Annotated in this window: 10 protein-coding genes; 6 read left to right on the plus strand and 4 right to left on the minus strand. The window is 61.3% G+C overall.

Annotated elements, in window-relative coordinates; genetic code table 11:
- The first annotated feature begins 18 nt into the window (after positions 1 to 18).
- The 3 genes from ACA049_RS29780 to ACA049_RS29790 are packed head-to-tail and all read left to right on the plus strand — an operon-like array spanning position 19 to position 2,734.
- A complete protein-coding gene (locus tag ACA049_RS29780; RefSeq protein ID WP_497331866.1) occupies positions 19 to 753 on the plus strand; it encodes a hypothetical protein in 735 nt (244 codons plus the stop codon).
- 4 nt (positions 754 to 757) lie between these two features.
- Entirely contained in the window at positions 758 to 1,264 is a 507-nt protein-coding gene (locus tag ACA049_RS29785) for a hypothetical protein (RefSeq protein WP_497331868.1), read from the plus strand.
- 57 nt (positions 1,265 to 1,321) lie between these two features.
- Positions 1,322 to 2,734 (plus strand): vWA domain-containing protein, encoded by a 1,413-nt coding sequence (locus ACA049_RS29790; protein ID WP_497331870.1) that lies wholly within the window; start codon positions 1,322 to 1,324, stop codon positions 2,732 to 2,734.
- Between the two features lie 137 nt (positions 2,735 to 2,871).
- Here ACA049_RS29790 and ACA049_RS29795 read toward each other — a convergent pair whose 3' ends face one another.
- Both ACA049_RS29795 and ACA049_RS29800 read right to left on the minus strand, forming a co-directional pair.
- Positions 2,872 to 4,848, minus strand: coding sequence for a methyl-accepting chemotaxis protein (locus ACA049_RS29795; RefSeq protein WP_497331872.1), 1,977 nt, complete (start codon positions 4,846 to 4,848; stop codon positions 2,872 to 2,874).
- A 182-nt stretch (positions 4,849 to 5,030) separates the two neighbouring features.
- Entirely contained in the window at positions 5,031 to 5,951 is a 921-nt protein-coding gene (locus ACA049_RS29800) for a LysR substrate-binding domain-containing protein (RefSeq protein ID WP_497331874.1), read from the minus strand.
- Between the two features lie 158 nt (positions 5,952 to 6,109).
- On the opposite strand from ACA049_RS29800, the gene ACA049_RS29805 reads away from it, so the two are divergent.
- On the plus strand, positions 6,110 to 7,507 hold the full coding sequence (locus tag ACA049_RS29805; protein ID WP_497331876.1) for a NorM family multidrug efflux MATE transporter: 1,398 nt from the start codon (positions 6,110 to 6,112) through the stop codon (positions 7,505 to 7,507).
- Between the two features lie 116 nt (positions 7,508 to 7,623).
- Here the strand turns inward: ACA049_RS29805 and ACA049_RS29810 are convergent, their stop codons facing one another.
- Entirely contained in the window at positions 7,624 to 9,297 is a 1,674-nt protein-coding gene (locus ACA049_RS29810) for a putative bifunctional diguanylate cyclase/phosphodiesterase (RefSeq protein ID WP_497331878.1), read from the minus strand.
- Between the two features lie 262 nt (positions 9,298 to 9,559).
- On the opposite strand from ACA049_RS29810, the gene rep reads away from it, so the two are divergent.
- Positions 9,560 to 11,569, plus strand: coding sequence for a DNA helicase Rep (rep, locus tag ACA049_RS29815; RefSeq protein WP_497331880.1), 2,010 nt, complete (start codon positions 9,560 to 9,562; stop codon positions 11,567 to 11,569).
- Positions 11,570 to 11,653: 84 nt separating this feature from the next.
- The gene (locus ACA049_RS29820; protein ID WP_497331882.1) at positions 11,654 to 12,226 is read left to right on the plus strand and encodes a xanthine phosphoribosyltransferase; all 573 of its coding nucleotides are present in this window, start codon (positions 11,654 to 11,656) and stop codon (positions 12,224 to 12,226) included.
- Between the two features lie 127 nt (positions 12,227 to 12,353).
- On the opposite strand, the gene ACA049_RS29825 is transcribed toward ACA049_RS29820, so the two are convergent.
- Positions 12,354 to 14,276 carry an acetyl-CoA hydrolase/transferase C-terminal domain-containing protein gene (locus ACA049_RS29825; RefSeq protein WP_497331884.1) on the minus strand — a complete coding sequence of 641 codons (1,923 nt, stop codon included), beginning with the start codon at positions 14,274 to 14,276 and terminating at the stop codon, positions 12,354 to 12,356.
- Positions 14,277 to 14,316: the final 40 nt, after the last annotated feature.

Consider the following 14,316-nt stretch of genomic DNA (forward strand, 5'->3'; position numbering starts at 1 on the left):
TCACCAAGGAGTTTCACCATGTCGCGCAGCCTTTGGACTCGCTTCAAGCTACAGATCGCATTCGTCGTCGCCGGCAGCCTGTTGCTGACCGGTTGCGCCAACACCGGCAGCTCGATGCTCGGTGGCAGCGAAGGTGCCGACCCGCGCCTGACCCAGGGTAATGACGCGGAGTTCTTCAGCAAGTCCGGCTACCAGGCCTGCGCGGTCGGTGCCGGTGTCGGCATCCTTGGTTGCGCGCTGTCCAACAGCAGCAACAAGGCCGTGTGCGCCATCGCCGCCGGTATTACCGCGTGTGGCGTGGCCATGGGCGCGAACTACTATCTGGATCAGCGTCGCAGCGAATACTCCGACACCACCACCCGCCTGGCGAAGATGAACAGCGACGTCGAGCAAGACACCCAGAACGTGATCGCCCGTACCGCGACCGCTCAGCAAGTGATCAATGATGATCAGGCGCAGATCGCCCAGATCAAGAAAGACATCGCCAACAAGAAGGTCGACAAAGCCAAGGCCCAAGTGCAAATCGCCGAGATCGACCAGAACATCGCGCGCCTGCGTAAAGACCTGGGCAACATGCGCACCAAGGTCACCGAGTACACCAAAGTGGCCGATGCCGAGCGCGCCCAAGGTGCCGCCGGTGCCGAGATCAAGCAGGTGGACATGAACATTATGAAAATGAACCAGAAAGTCGCCGCCCTGCAGAAGGAAGTCGACGGTCTGTACAGCCAGCGCTCCGCGATCACCCTGGGCTAAGCACATGACTCTACGAACGCTTGCGGTCCTCACCGCCGTCCTGGCCTTGAGCGGTTGCGCGACCAAGCCCGGCGAATGCGATGCGACCAATCGCGACAGCAGCATGTTGACCAAGATGAACTGTGACTACTCCGGTGGTTACAGCGATCAGGTCAAGCAAAAGGAATTGGCCCTGACCGCGTCCCGTCAGGAAAACGCGATGTTCCGCCAGGTGTACGAGAACATTCAGGCCCAGCAGCTCAGCACCAAAACCGACCTGGCCAGCCAGCAGAAATCCCAGGCGGCGCTGAACCAGTCGCTGAGTCAGTTGCTGTCCTCGCTCAAGGCCCGACATGGCAATCAAAGCCAAGTGCAGAAGCAGATTGCCGGGCTTGAGCAGCAGCTCAAGGCCTCGCAGGCGGCGCCCGTGACCAAGGCGTCTCCAGCGACGCTGGCTGCCAAGCAGGAACAACTGAAGGCCTTGCAGAAGAAAGTGAATCAGCTGCAATTCAGCCTCGGTTACGAAGAGTAACTTTTCACCCCGCAGGCCTCCCGATGGAGGCCCGCACCCTTTTCAGGAATCGTCGTCATGCAGCGGGTTATCAGGGATGCGCAAGCCACACCGGAGGGGATGAGTGCGCTGCAAGCCAAAGTCGCCCTCATCCAGAAACACTTTCCGCCGACCGTCGCCAGCCTCTTCGCGATCCCGCGAATGGGCAGCGGTGACGTGCTGGAATGGTGGACCGAACTGGGTGGCCAACCCACGCCCTATGCCGACCTCAATGAGGACGCGCAGCGACGTTTGCTGGAAACCTATGAAGTGCGTCAGACGTCCCTCGGACAGCTGGCGGACGAACTGCAAAAACGCGGTCAGCCCACAGTAGCGGATGACCTGCGCAGCCTGCTCGGCACGCCCGAGCTGGACAAACTCTACAGCCTCAACGGCGAGCCGCTGGTGGTGCGCTGGAATCAGCGTCCGCCGAAACCGATCGTGCCGCCGGTTGTTCCGGTGGTGCCGGTCGTACCGCCGTCGCGCCGTGGCTGGTGGATCGCCGCGGCCTTGCTGGCGTTGCTGTTGCTGCTTCTGGCGCTTTGGGCTTACTGGTGGTTCATGCACCGTGAACCCGTCGTCGTGGTTCCGCCTGTCGCGCCCGTTGTAACACCGATCGAGAAACCGGTTGAGCCGGTGCCCGAGCCTGTCGTGGAACCTGAACCCGTTCCAGAACCAGAACCGGAACCCGTGCCAGAACCGGTGCCAGTGCCGGAACCCAAACCAGTCCCGCCACCAAAACCTGTGGTCGTCGCCCCGCCACCGGCGCCGACGCTGGACAACTTCGCGTGCCGTAAAAAAGCGCCAAACGCAGAGATCCCGCAATTCGTGGTGGTGCTCGACACCTCGGGCTCGATGGATTTGAACATCAAGTCCGTGAAAGCCGATGAGGACTGGTTCTTCGGCAATGAGCTGAACAAGTACCTGGACGCGAACCGCACCATGCAGATCTTCGCCAAGCCCAGCCGCATGGACGTCGCCAAGGACTCGCTGGCCGGCATGATCAACGGGCTGGACCCGAAGATCGACACGCGCCTCATCACCTTCGCTGGCTGCAACGCCACACCGGACCAGGGCGTGTTCAAGTTTGGCGACCGTCAGCGGCTTATCAACGGGATTCGAGGCCTGGTGCCCAACGACGGCACACCGCTGGCCGACAGCCTGGCCCACGCGGCAAGCACCGTGGACGGGCGCAATAACGATGCGGTGATCGTGATGTTCGTCGACGGTGAGGACGGTTGCCAGAAAGACGTGTGCGCAGTCTCCCGTCAAATCGCCAGAGACCAACCGCGCCTGCGGGTCAACGTGGTGAAAATCGGCGCCGGTGGCCCGTCACGCTGCATCGCGGAAAACACCGGCGGCCGGGTTTACAGCAGCACCAACGCGGCGGAATTGGGCAAGCAGTTGAAACTGGCGAGCAAGGAAGTGTCGAGCAATGCCAAGTGCGACTGATCGTCTGATCAGAAATTGAGGTGAGCCCATCGCGGGCAAGCCTCGCTCCTACAAGTTTTGTGTCATTCCACTCTTTTGTGAACGACACAAAACCTGTAGGAGCGAGGCTTGCCCGCGAAAGCTATTTCAGCGACGACTCAACGAAACCGGTCAACCTCTTGGCGCAAGTCCGCCGCCAGCTTCTCCAGCTCTTTGGCGGTCACGGCCAGGTTCGACACCACTTCCCGCTGCTCACTGTTCGCCAACGCAATGCTTTGCAGGTTGCTACTGAGCAACGTCGCGGTGCTGCTCTGCTCCTGAGTCGCGGTGGTGATCGCCGCAAATTGCTGGCCCGCCGAACGGCTCTGCTCATCGATCCGCGCCAGGGCCGAGGCCACATTGGCATTACGCGACAAGCCTTCCTGCATCAGCACATTGCCCTGTTCCATGGTGCTGATGGCGTTGCCGGTTTCCTGCTGGATGCTTTGAATCATCCCGGAGATTTCGTCAGTGGCCTGACGCGTGCGCGAAGCCAGGTTACGCACCTCATCGGCGACCACCGCAAAACCACGACCCTGCTCACCGGCACGGGCCGCTTCGATGGCCGCGTTGAGCGCCAGCAAGTTGGTTTGATCGGCGATCGAAGTAATCACCCCGACGATGCCGCCGATTTCCTGGGAGCGCTGACCCAGGGTATTGATCACTGTTGCCGTGCTGTTCAAGGCGCCAGCGATTTGCTCCAGCGACGAGGAAGCCTCGTCCATCGACGTACGACCGATCTGGGTTTGCTGTGCGTTTTCCTGCGCCAGGCGCTGGGTGCTGCCCATGTTGTCGGCAATGTTCAGCGAGGTCGCGCTGAATTCTTCCACGGCGCCGGCCATGCTGGTGATTTCGCCCGACTGCTGCTCCATCCCTTCATAGGCACCACCGGACAGGCCGGACAACGCCTGAGCGCGGCTGTTGACCTCGCCCGAGGCCTTGCGGATGTGCTCGACCATGGTCGACAAGGCCTGGCTCATCTGGTTGAAGGCGCGGGCCAACTGACCGATTTCATCATTGCTCGACACGCTCAGGCGCACGCTCAAATCACCGGCACCCAAGGCTTCTGCTTGACGCACCAGATCACCCAGCGGCGCAAGTTTGCTGCGCAGCAGCCAAACTGCCGAACCGACCGCAATCAACATCGCCAGCAGGCTGCCGATTGCCAACTGAATGCCGACACTCCAGGTCACGGCGCTGATTTCGGCTTTTGGCATGCTCGCCACCACCGACCACGGGCCGCCATCGAACGGCACGGCCACGCTGTAGAAGTCTTCGGACTTGTCGCTCCAGAAATCGCCCTTGCCCGGGGTTTTCGCCAGATCGACGATGGCCGGGACTGCTTGATCCAGCGCTTGTACGCCGGCGATCGGCACCAGCCATTTGCGCTGTTCATCCAGCAACGCAAGCGAGCCGGTCTGGCCGATGCGGAAGCGCTTGAGATTCTCGAACTGAGCGTTCTGCGCGTCGGTGTAATCGAATCCCACGAACAACACGGCAATCACCTTGCCGCTGCTGTCGCGTACAGGCGTGTACTGCGTCATGTAGGAGCGATCGAACAGCAAGGCGCGGCCGACATAGCTCTGCCCCGCCATCAAGCGCGAGTAGGCCGGGTTAGCGTGATCCAGCAAGGTGCCGATGGCACGGTTGCCATCCTGCTTGGTCAGGGAAGTACTGACCCGCACGAAGTCTTCGCCACTGCGCACAAACACCGTCGCAACGCCCGCGGTCATTTGCTTGAACTCGTCCACTTCCTTGAAGTTGTTGTTCAGCACTTCGCTGCCCAGGTGCAGGCCCGGGGTCTGGGTGCCGGCCACGGCCACCGGTTCGTCCGGATGCACGCTCAGGCCCGCGCTGAAGCGCTTCTCGAACAGGCCGGCCAGGCGCTGGGTGCTTTCACGCAACGTGCCGTGAAAGGTGCTCAACTGATCGGCCAGCAGCCGGGCTTCACTGGCCAGGTGCTCTTCGCGGGTGGCGAGGTTGGCGGTATCCAGCGAACGCAGGGCGAACACGGTACTGCCAGTGATGACAATCGCCAGTATCACGGCAAGCGCAAGACCAAGCTGTGAGGCGATCCGGGCACGAGGTTGAGACATGACAGCTCCTGGCCGAGTGACCGGATCATCCTGATCACGATGCGCACTCGGCAAAAATTCAAATGGGAATTGCGACGAACCTGCACGAAGGTTCCACCTGCAGATTTTCGGCGGCAAACCTGAATACTTGAGTAATTAGCGGGGATATGGCGCAAGGCCTCTATTGCAGGGGCTCTAACGATTCAGCTCAAGCGCTCGACATCCGGTAATTCCATGACCCGGACCTCGCCTTGCAGGAAATCGCTGAGACGGCGCAAACGTTCACCTCCCGGACGGGTTTTCGGCCAGACGAGGTAATAATGCTCTCCGCTGGCGACAGCCGTCGGCCACGGCAAACTCAGGCGACCCTGCGCGACATCCTCCGCGACCATCAGCAAATCGCCCATGGACACGCCGTAGCCCCGCGCAGCGGCAATCATGCCCAGCTCCAGCGTGTCGAACACCTGGCCACCCTTGAGCGACACCTGATCGTCCAGCCCCATGCGCGCCAGCCATGTTCGCCAATCCCGGCGGTCCGGCGTCGGGTGCAGCAGTTCGGTACTCGCCAGACGCGCCACGTCCCACGGCTGATCCTTCAGCAGGTTCGGCGCGCCCACTGGAATCAGCTCCTCTGGAAACAACAGCGTCGCCTCCCAATCCGGCGGGAAATGCCCGTTGCTGAGGATGACGGCGCAGTCGAAGGGTTCGTGGTTGAAGTCCACGGTGTCGATGTCCATCCAGGCACTGGTCAATTGCACTTCGTTGCCCGGTTGCAAGTGGCGGAAGCGGCTCAGGCGCGCCAACAGCCAGCGCATGGTCAACGTCGACGGGGCTTTCATGCGCAGGATGTCGTCTTCGGCGCGTAACGTATTGCAGGCGCGTTCGAGCGCGGTGAAACCTTCACGGATGCCGGGCAGAATCAGCCGCGCCGACTCGGTGAGTTGCAGGTTGCGCCCGCTGCGGTGAAACAGTCGGCAGGCAAAATGCTCTTCGAGGGTACGAATGTGTCGGCTGACCGCGCTCTGGGTGATCGACAATTCTTCAGCGGCGCGGGTAAACGAGCTATGCCGCGCCGCCGCTTCGAATGCGCGCAGGGCATACAAGGGAGGAAGACGACGAGACATTCGGAAAGCTCCTATAGCGCGGTCACGCCACGGTAGCAGAAACTCGCCAGCATGAGTTTGACTCATGCCACCCATCCTTTTTATCCCTTTGTGAAAAGCCCGCAGAGCGCCGAGAATCGGCTCTCTCCTGTTAACACTGAAATCGAGGCGTGATGACCATGCAGCATCCAGCGCGTACCGAACTCTGGGCCATCCTGCGGCTGGCGGGGCCGTTGATTGCCTCGCAGTTGGCGCACATGCTGATGGTCCTCACCGACACCTTGATGATGGCGCGCCTGAGCCCGGAAGCACTGGCCGGTGGCGGCCTGGGCGCGGCGACGTATTCGTTCGTGTCGATCTTCTGCATCGGCGTGATCGCGGCGGTCGGCACCCTGGTGGCGATCCGTCAGGGCGCGGGCGATATCGTCGGCGCCGCCAGGCTGACCCAGGCCGGGTTATGGCTGGCGTGGTTGATGGCGCTGGTGGCCGGCCTGCTGCTGTGGAACCTCAAACCGGTGCTGCTGCTGTTTGGCCAGACCGAAACCAACGTCCAGGCCGCCGGACAGTTCCTGCTGATCCTGCCGTTCGCCCTGCCCGGCTATCTGAGTTTCATGGCCCTGCGCGGCTTCACCAGCGCCATCGGCCGGGCGACCCCGGTGATGGTCATCAGCCTCGGCGGCACCGTGGCCAACTTCCTGCTCAACTATGCGTTGATCACCGGGATGTTCGGCCTGCCGAAAATGGGCTTGGTGGGCATCGGGCTGGTCACGGCGATTGTCGCCAACCTGATGGCGGTGGCGCTGGCGTTGCACATCCGTCGGCATCCGGCGTACGACGCGTATCCGCTGCGCCAGGGTCTGTCGCGGCCAAACCGTCAGTACCTGAAAGAGCTGTGGCGCCTCGGCCTGCCCATCGGCGGCACCTACGCGGTGGAAGTCGGCTTGTTTGCGTTCGCCGCGCTGTGCATGGGCACCATGGGCAGTACGCAACTGGCGGCGCACCAGATCGCCCTGCAGATTGTTTCGGTGGCGTTCATGATCCCGGCGGGCATTTCCTATGCGATCACCATGCGCATCGGCCAGCATTACGGCGCCGGGCAGTTGCTGGATGCGCGGTTGGCCGGACGGGTCGGGATTGCCTTTGGCGCGGCGGCGATGCTGGGTTTTGCGATGGTCTTCTGGTTCCTGCCGAATCAGCTGATCGGCTTGTTCCTCGACCATAACGATCCGGCGTTTCGAGAGGTCATCAACCTGGCTGTGAGCCTGCTGGCGGTGGCGGCGTGGTTCGAGCTGTTCGACGGCACGCAAACCATCGCCATGGGCTGCATTCGCGGGCTCAAGGACGCCAAGACCACGTTCCTGGTCGGGCTGGCTTGCTATTGGCTGATCGGCGCGCCGGCGGCGTGGTGGATGGCGTTCAACCTGAACTGGGGGCCGACGGGCGTCTGGTGGGGGTTGGCGCTGGGGCTGGCGTGCGCGGCGGTGAGTTTGACGCTGGCGTTTGAGTGGAAAATGAAGCGGATGATTCGGCGGGAGCCGGCGTCAGGAACAAGTTTCCAAATCGCACAGCCAGACTGAGATCCCCTTGTGGGAGCGGGCTTGCTCGCGAAGGGGCCGTGTCAGTCGACATCTACGTTAACTGACACACCGCTTTCGCGAGCAAGCCCGCTCCCACAGGTTTTGTGCAAACCGTCTTAAACCACGACTTCCAGTGAAGGCTGCTGGTTGCTGCCAAACGTCAGATACTCAACCAACTCCGTCAACGGCAACGGCTTGCTGATCAGATACCCCTGCACCTGATCGCAGCCAAACCCGCGCAACAAATCCAGTTGCTCCGCCGTCTCCACGCCTTCAGCCACCACCTCAAGATTGAGGTTGTGCGCCAGGTTGATCATCGCGTGCACCAGTTTGCGATTCTCTTCGCGCTCTTCCATGCCGCCGACAAAGCTCTTGTCGACCTTCAGCAAGGCAATCGGCAGGCTGTTGAGGTGCACGAAGGATGAGAACCCGGTGCCGAAGTCATCCAGCGAGAAGCGCACGCCCAGGCGCCCGAGGGCGTCCATGGTCTGCTTCACCAGGTCGCTGCGGCGCATCACGGCGGTTTCGGTCAGCTCGAATTCCAACCATTGCGCCTCGACACCGCGCTCGGCAATCAGCCGGCTCAGGGTCGACAGCAATTGGCTGTCCTGAAACTGCCGGAACGACAAGTTGATCGCCATGTGCAGCGCCGGCAAACCGCGTTCGCGCAGCGCCTGCATGTCCCGCAAGGCCCGGGAAATCACCCAGTAGCCGAGCGGCACGATCAAGCCGCTTTGCTCGGCCAGTGGCACGAACTCGCTGGGCGCCAGCAAGCCGCGTTCGGCATGCCGCCAGCGCACCAGGGCTTCGAGGCCGACGATCTGGCCGTCTTCAAGGTTCAGGCGTGGCTGGTAATGCAACTCCAGTTCATCACGGCGCAAAGCCCGGCGCAGCTCGCTTTCGAGATCAGCCATGCTGCGGGCATTGCGGTTGATACGTTCGTTGAAGATGTGAAAGGTGCAGCCTTGAGTGCTTTTGGCTTGCTGCATGGCGATGTGCGCGTGCCACATCAGCGGGTCGGCGCCGGCCTGGGCCCGGGCGTGCGCAATGCCAAGGCTGGAACCGATCAACAGGCTTTCACCGTCGACCCAGTAAGGCTCGGCCAGGGCTTCGGTGATGCGTTCAGCCATCCATTCGGCGCGTTGAGGCGCACGGCGGGTGTCGATCAGCAGGGCGAATTCATCGCTGCCCAGACGCGCCAGTTGATCGCCGGCCTCAAGCTGGCTTTTCAGGCGCGCGACCACTTGCAGGATCAAGCGGTCGCCAGCCTGGTGGCCGAGGGCATCGTTGGCGTGACGGAAGTTGTCGAGGTCCAGGTGACCGAGGGCCAGTCCGCGACCGTCGTTTTCCGCCAGGCGCGCGGCGAGCAAGGTCTGGAAACCCTGGCGGTTAGCGATGCCGGTCAGCGGATCTTGCTCGGCCAGGCGTTGCAGAGTGTGTTCCAGCAAGCCGCGTTCGCGCACATGGCGCAGGCAGCGGCGCAGCATGCCGGGATCGAGATGATCGCGCACCAGCCAGTCGCTCACGCCATCGGGCGGCGCCAGTGGCTCGTACTCCAGCAGCAACACCGTCGGCAAGCTGCAACGACCAGGAAGCGGCTGAAGCGCAGGAATCGTCAACAACACCGCGCTGCGGTTGTCATCGAACAGACTGCTGACCGACTCCCAGCTCGGCGCGCTGATGAGCACGGCCGAGCTCCCCATCGGAGCCAGACACTCGCGCAACAACGCTGTCCACGCCGGCTCTTCAGCCAGTAGCAGCAAACGCAAGGGTTCGACAGGCGTAGACAAGCTAGCTCCCTAGACTCTGCAAAGATGTAGGCGGCAGGCATTATGCCGCGCCATCAACCAATGACCAAATGACATCAGTTATCAGATGTGGCTTTGTGTCTGGAATACGAACATTAGCCGCACATTCACCGCGCATCCTGCTTGAAAGTATCAAAACCGGCAATTAGAGATAGCGTGTTGCGTCACAAGTCGGAGAGAGCAGCACAATTCGCTGAGCCTGTTAAAATGCCGGCCCATTTCACAAATGACTCCCTGATTTCGTATGTCCCGACTCAATCCCCGGCAGCAAGAAGCCGTGAGCTACGTCGGCGGCCCTCTTTTGGTGCTCGCCGGTGCAGGCTCCGGCAAGACCAGCGTGATCACCCGCAAAATCGCGCACCTGATCCAAAACTGCGGCATCCGCGCCCAGTACATCGTCGCCATGACCTTTACCAACAAGGCCGCGCGCGAGATGAAGGAACGGGTCGGCACCCTGCTCAAGGGCGGCGAAGGCCGTGGCCTGACGGTGTGCACCTTCCACAACCTGGGCTTGAACATCATCCGCAAGGAACATGTTCGCCTGGGTTACAAACCGGGTTTTTCGATCTTTGACGAAACCGACGTCAAAGCCCTGATGACCGACATCATGCAGAAGGAATACTCGGGCGACGATGGCGTCGACGAGATCAAGAACATGATCGGCTCGTGGAAGAACGACCTGATCCTTCCGCCCGAAGCCCTGGAAAATGCGCGCAACCCCAAGGAACAGACCGCCGCCATCGTCTACACCCACTATCAGCGCACGCTCAAGGCGTTCAACGCGGTCGACTTCGACGACCTGATCCTGCTGCCGGTGAAGCTGTTCCAGGAACACGCCGACATCCTCGAAAAGTGGCAGAACAAGGTCCGCTATTTGCTGGTGGACGAATACCAGGACACCAACGCCAGCCAGTATTTGCTGGTGAAGTTGCTGATCGGCACGCGCAACCAGTTCACCGTGGTGGGCGACGATGACCAGTCGATCTACGCCTGGCGTGGCGCCCGTCCGGAAAACCTGATGCTGCTCAAGGACGATTACCCGTCCCTGAAAGTCGTCATGCTCGAGCAAAACTACCGCTCCACCAGCCGCATCCTGCGCTGCGCCAACGTGCTGATCTCGAACAACCCGCACGAATTCGAGAAGCAGCTGTGGAGCGAGATGGGCCACGGTGACGAAATCCGCGTGATCCGCTGCCGCAACGAAGACGCCGAAGCCGAGCGCGTGGCCGTGGAACTGCTGACCCTGCACTTGCGCACCGACCGGCCGTACAGCGATTTCGCGATCCTGTATCGCGGTAACTACCAGGCCAAGTTGATCGAGCTGAAGCTGCAGCACCACCAGATTCCGTATCGCTTGTCCGGCGGCAACAGCTTCTTCGGACGTCAGGAAGTGAAAGACCTGATGGCCTACTTCCGCCTGATCGTGAACCCTGACGACGACAACGCCTTCCTGCGCGTAATCAACGTCCCACGCCGGGAGATTGGTTCGACCACGCTGGAGAAGCTGGGCAACTACGCCACCGAGCGCAAAATCTCGATGTACGCCGCCACCGACGAAATCGGCCTGGGCGAGCACCTGGATGCACGCTTCACCGATCGCTTGTCGCGCTTCAAGCGCTTCATGGACAAGGTCCGCGAGCAGTGCGCCGGCGAAGACCCGATCTCCGCGCTGCGCAGCATGGTCATGGACATCGACTACGAGAACTGGCTGCGCACCAACAGCTCCAGCGACAAGGCTGCCGATTACCGCATGGGCAACGTGTGGTTTCTGATCGAGGCATTGAAAAACACCCTCGAAAAAGACGAAGAAGGCGAGATGACCGTCGAAGACGCCATCGGCAAACTCGTTTTGCGCGACATGCTGGAACGTCAGCAGGAAGAGGAAGACGGCGCCGAAGGCGTGCAGATGATGACCTTGCACGCCTCCAAGGGCCTGGAATTCCCCTACGTGTTCATCATGGGCATGGAAGAGGAAATCCTCCCGCACCGTTCCAGCATCGAAGCCGACACCATCGAAGAAGAACGCCGGCTGGCCTACGTCGGGATTACCCGGGCGCGTCAGACCCTGGCCTTTACCTTCGCCGCCAAGCGCAAGCAATACGGCGAGAGCATCGATTGCGCCCCGAGCCGCTTCCTTGACGAGCTGCCGCCGGACGACCTGGCGTGGGAAGGCACCGACGACACGCCTGTTGAAGTCAAAGCCGTTCGCGGCAATACCGCATTGGCCGATATACGGGCGATGTTAAAGCGCTAGAATTGAGCACTTTTTAACCGAATACTTTCTAACCAAGCATTTTTGACAAGCTAGGCGCATAAGGCGTCAGTAGAGGAACGCTTCATGGAAGCACTGCACCAGAAAATCCGCGAACAAGGCATCGTGCTTTCCGATCAGGTCCTGAAGGTCGACGCCTTTTTGAACCACCAGATCGACCCGGCCCTGATGAAGCTGATCGGCGACGAGTTCGCTGCGTTGTTCAAGGACTCGGGCATCACCAAGATCGTCACCATCGAAGCCTCGGGCATCGCCCCGGCGATCATGACCGGCCTGAACCTCGGCGTACCGGTGATCTTCGCGCGCAAGCATCAGTCCCTGACCCTGACTGAAAACCTGCTGTCGGCGACCGTTTACTCGTTCACCAAGCAGACCGAAAGCACCGTGGCCATTTCCCCGCGCCACCTGACCAGCAGCGACCGCGTGCTGATCATCGATGACTTCCTGGCCAACGGTAAGGCGTCGCAAGCGCTGATCTCGATCATCAAACAGGCCGGTGCGACCGTGGCTGGTTTGGGGATCGTGATCGAGAAGTCGTTCCAGGGCGGGCGTGCCGAGCTGGATGCGCAGGGTTATCGGGTTGAGTCGTTGGCTCGGGTGCAGTCGCTGGTTGGCGGCGTTGTGACGTTCATCGAATAAAGCCACACCGCAATACCACTGTGGGAGCGGGCTTGCTCGCGAATACGGTGTGTCAGTCAATGATGATGTCGACTGACACACCGCCTTCGCGAGCAAGCCCGCTCCCACATTTGATCTCTGTTGGCGGTTAAATAGCGGTGGCCTTGAGGCCGGTGAGCAACAAGCGCTGAAACAGATCCTCTTTCAACCCCTCAGGGTTGGTCAGCTGCATGCGTTCCAAATGCTCGGGAAACTCCGAAGCCTCGGGCGCGTCCAGCGCGGCCTTGCCCAGCTCCAGAATCTCCGTCAGCTTGAACTTGCTCTTCAACCAGTTCAGCGCCCGCAACAAGTCCCGCTCTTCAGCGGTGAAATCACACCCCAGCGGATACTCCGGAAACAACTTCGCATGCCGCGCCTGAATCGCCTGCAAGCGCTCCGGGCTGTTGTCGGCAAAACGCGGATCGATGCGGAAATTCTTCGGCAACTTGCCAGCGTTCTGCGCCTGCTCGATCAGCCCCGACTGGAACCGTGAGTCGCTGATGTTCAGCAACGCCTCGATCACTGCCGCGTCGGTCTTGCCGCGCAGATCGGCGATGCCGTATTCGGTGACCACGATATCGCGCAAATGCCGCGGGATCGTGCAGTGGCCGTACTCCCAGACGATGTTCGAACTGACCTCACCGCCCGCCTCGCGCCAGCTGCGCAGCAGCAGCACCGACCGCGCGCCTTCCAGGGCATGGCCCTGGGCGACGAAGTTGTATTGCCCGCCAACGCCGCTGAGTACCCGCCCGCTCTCCAGCTGATCGGCCACGCCCGCACCGAGCAGGGTCATGGTGAACACGGTGTTGATGAAGCGCGCATCCAGGCGCTGCAAGCGTTTGAGTTCTTCCTGACCGTAGAGCTCGTTGATGTAGCTGATGCGGGTCATGTTGAACTCGAGGCGCTTGCTTTGCGGCAGCTCGCGCAGGCGCTCGTAGAAACTGCGCGGCCCAAGGAAAAACCCGCCATGCACGCTGATGCCGTCGGTTTGCGCGGCTTCGTCGAGGGTGCCGGCATTCGCCTGTTGCTGGGTCGGCACGTCCGGGTAGACCTTGCGCCGAATGATCCCGGCGTCGGCCAGCACCAGCAAGCCGTTGACGAACATCTCGCTGCAACCGTAAAGGCCCTTGGCGAACGGTTCGATGCCGCCTTCGCGGTCAATCAACTGCGCCCACTGGCTGAGATTGATCTCCGCCAGCAACGCCTTGTAACCGTCATTGTCGGCCTGGCGCGCCAGCAACGCGGCGGTCAGGGCATCGCCCATGGCGCCGATGCCGATCTGCAAGGTGCCGCCGTCGCGCACCAGCGTACTGGCGTGCAGGCCGATGAAGTGATCCTGGAAACCCACCGGCATGTTCGGCGTGGAGAACAGCGTGGTGTTGTCCTTTTCGTCGATCAGCAGGTCGAACGCATCGATGCCGATTTCGGCGTCACCGGGCATGTAGGGCAAGTCGTTGTGGACTTGGCCCACCAACAGGATCGTCTCCCCCGCCGCCCGCCGTTTGGCGATCATCGGAAACAGGTCGAGGGTGATGTCCGGGTTGCAACTCAGGCTCAGTCGATCCGGATGCTCGGAGTGGCTGGCCACCAGTTGCGCCACGATATTCAAGCCAGCGGCATTGATGTCCCGCGCGGCGTGGCTGTAGTTGCTGCTCACGTAATCCTGCTGGGCCGACGCGCTGTGAAGCAGGCTGCCGGGCTGCATGAAAAATTGCTGGATATGGATGTTCGCCGGCAGGCTGTCCTTGTGCAGGCCGGCGAGGAAATCCAGTTCCGGATAATCGCCAAAGACCCGCTCGATAAAGGGTTCGAGAAAGCGCTTTTGCAAACCATCGCCCAAGGCTGGACGGCCCAGGCACAGGGCGGTGTAAATCGTCAGCTGCCGTTCGGGCAATTGCGCGATGCGCTGGAACAACGCGTTGACGAAGTGGTTGGGTTTGCCCAGGCCGAGGGGCAAGCCCATGTGGATATGCGCCGGCAACCGCGCCAATACGTCATCGACCGCTTGCTCGATAGAACACAGCTGCACCATCTGATCCTCCCTTACATTCCGTGAATTGGGGTTGGACCGA

This window comes from Pseudomonas sp. LBUM1662, from assembly GCF_059695915.1.